Origin of the sequence: Mesorhizobium sp. M7A.F.Ca.ET.027.02.1.1 (assembly GCF_004022985.1) — a bacterium.
Classification (GTDB): Bacteria; Pseudomonadota; Alphaproteobacteria; order Rhizobiales; family Rhizobiaceae; genus Mesorhizobium.
The window spans coordinates 1-2246 of the sequence record NZ_RZOL01000637.1 but is presented as its reverse complement, the minus strand read 5'-3'; the positions used below and the strand labels follow the sequence as shown (position 1 = coordinate 2246).

2 protein-coding genes and 1 pseudogene are annotated in these 2246 nt (G+C 64.2%); all 3 read left to right on the top strand.

Annotation, left to right across the window (positions count from 1 at the left end; genetic code table 11):
- A partial coding sequence (locus EN749_RS34500) for a proton-translocating transhydrogenase family protein (RefSeq protein ID WP_189367918.1) occupies window positions 1-246 on the top strand: 246 nt, incomplete at its 5' end.
- Window positions 247-252: 6 nt separating this feature from the next.
- A complete protein-coding gene (locus tag EN749_RS34495) occupies window positions 253-1650 on the top strand; it encodes an NAD(P)(+) transhydrogenase (Re/Si-specific) subunit beta (protein ID WP_109665727.1) in 1398 nt (465 codons plus the stop codon).
- Window positions 1651-1798: 148 nt separating this feature from the next.
- Window positions 1799-2246: pseudogene (locus EN749_RS34490) on the top strand (hypothetical protein); the annotation flags it as partial.

Sequence of the window (2246 nt, the reverse complement as noted above, 5' to 3'; positions counted from 1 at the left end):
GCGATCTTCGTCGGCTATTACGTCGTCTGGTCGGTGACCCCCGCACTGCATACGCCGCTGATGGCCGTCACCAACGCCATCTCTTCGGTCATCGTCGTCGGCGCGCTGCTTGCCGTCGGCATCGCCGCCTCCGGCATTGCCGCGGGCTTCGGCTTCGTCGCGCTGATGCTGGTGTCGGTCAACATCTTCGGCGGCTTCCTCGTCACCCAGCGCATGCTGGCCATGTACAAGAAGAAGGACAAGTAGAGCGCCATGAACGCCAACTTCGCGTCCTTCCTCTATCTGGTCTCCGGCGTCCTGTTCATCATGGCGCTGCGCGGCCTGTCGCATCCGACCACCAGCCGCCAGGGCAATCTCTACGGCATGATCGGCATGGGCATCGCCATCGCCACCACGCTGGCGCTGGCAACCCCCTCGGCCGGCCGCTTCGGCCTGATCGTGCTCGGCCTGGCCATTGGCGGCGGCGTCGGCGCCGTCACCGCGCGCCGCATCGCCATGACCTCGATGCCGCAGCTGGTCGCCGCCTTCCACTCGCTGGTCGGCCTCGCCGCCGTCATGGTGGCGGCCGCCGCCATCTATGCGCCGGAAAGCTTCGGCATCGGCACGGATGGCGACATCCATGCCCAGGCCCTGATCGAGATGAGCCTAGGCGTCGCCATCGGCGCCATCACTTTCACCGGCTCGGTCATCGCCTTCCTGAAGCTCGACGGCCGCATGTCCGGCAAGCCGATCATGATCGGCGGCCGCCACTTCATCAACGCAGCACTTGCCATCGCGCTCGTCGTCCTGATCGTGCTGCTGGTCACCACCGAGTCCAAGCTGGTCTTCTGGCTGATTGTCGCGGCCTCGCTGGTGCTCGGCATCCTGCTGATCATCCCGATCGGCGGCGCCGACATGCCGGTCGTCGTCTCGATGCTGAATTCCTATTCGGGTTGGGCGGCCGCTGCACTCGGCTTCACGCTCGGCAATCTGGCGCTGATCATCACCGGTGCGCTGGTCGGCTCATCCGGCGCGATCCTGTCCTACATCATGTGCAAAGGCATGAACCGAAGCTTCATCTCGGTCATTCTCGGCGGCTTCGGCGGCGAGACGGCAGCGGCCGCCGATGACGGCATCGAACGCACGGTCAAGCAGGGTTCCGCTGACGATGCCGCCTACCTCATGATGAACGCCCAGAAAGTCATCATCGTGCCGGGCTACGGCATGGCGGTCGCCCAGGCGCAGCATGCGCTGCGCGAAATGGCCGACAAGCTCAAGGCCAATGGCGTCGACGTCAAATATGCCATTCACCCGGTCGCCGGCCGCATGCCCGGCCACATGAACGTGCTGCTCGCCGAAGCCAATGTGCCCTACGACGAAGTGTTCGAACTCGAGGACATCAACTCGGAATTCGCGCAAGCCGACGTTGCCTATGTCATCGGCGCCAACGACGTCACCAACCCGTCCGCGCGCGACGACAAGTCGTCGCCGATCTACGGCATGCCGATCCTCGACGTCGACAAGGCCCGCACCTGCCTGTTCGTCAAGCGCTCGCTCGGCTCCGGCTATGCCGGCATCGACAACACGCTGTTCTACAAGGACGGCACCATGATGCTGCTCGGCGATGCCAAGAAGATGACTGAAGAGATCGTCAAGGCGATGGACCACTGATCAGGGATCAGCACCGAGACAAGCCAAGAACCGCCCGGCTTCGCGCCGGGCTTTTTCTTGGCCGTGCTTTCTTGGCTTGACGGCGATTTCGGCGCTACGATGACGAATTCCCGCCTCGACGGCGGGCCTATCGTCGACGGAGACGTTGGTGCCTGACCTGATCGCATCGCCGCCCGGAAAAGCGCCGCACAAGCCTGGCCAGGCGGTGGTGATAGTGCATGGCATGGGCGAACAGCGGCCGATGGATACGTTGCGCGGCTTTGTCCAGGCTGTCTGGAGCCACGACCCCAGCCGCGCGCCGTTTTATGCCCATGTCGCCGATCCGGCCGACCCCGCCGGCGCGAAGATCAACCAGAGCTGGATCACTCCCGACAGCCGGACCAATTCATACGAACTTCGCCGCATCACCACGCCCTACGATGTCGATGGGCGCCGCACCGATTTCTACGAGCTTTACTGGGCTGACGTCACGCAGGGCACAACGCGGGGCCGACTTGCCGCCTGGGTGACAAATCTGCTGTGGCGTAAGCCCGCCGACATACCGCCCGACGCCCGAAAGCTCTATCTGGTCACTCTTTTGGCCGTCATCGTCGTCC

Bases quoted from the DNA above. Each gene is read 5' to 3' on its own strand.
- EN749_RS34495 (WP_109665727.1), top strand. From the start codon at position 253: ATGAACGCCAACTTCGCGTCCTTCCTCTATCTGGTCTCCGGCGTCCTG.